The following is a 233-nucleotide window of genomic DNA, read 5'->3' as shown; positions in this document are numbered from 1 at the left end:
CGCGTATGCCGGTCGCCGCGCACTCGGTCAGATCGAGACCGAAGCCGAGATCGTTCAGCACCGCGAGCTCGAAACGCACGAAAAGCTCGCCGGCATCGGCGGGATTCTCCAGGTTTTCCAGGATGACATCGAGCGCATCGTAAAGGTGCGGGTGCGGATCCCGCTCCGGCAGCAGCCGCAACAGGGCGCCCATCGCCTGCACGCCGTAGACGGCGGTCGCCGTTTCCATCAGC

Annotated in this window: 1 protein-coding gene; it reads right to left on the bottom strand. The window is 65.7% G+C overall.

Annotation, left to right across the window (positions count from 1 at the left end; translation table 11 throughout):
• Positions 1-233 (bottom strand): DNA repair protein RecO (gene recO, locus ACR9ZK_RS23640; RefSeq protein WP_481344346.1); only part of this gene is annotated, 233 nt, incomplete at both ends.

It is taken from the genome of Monashia sp. HAY1-5C (assembly GCF_056755255.1).
Note: the sequence above shows the minus strand (reverse complement) of the source record. Positions and strands in the feature narration are given on the sequence as shown.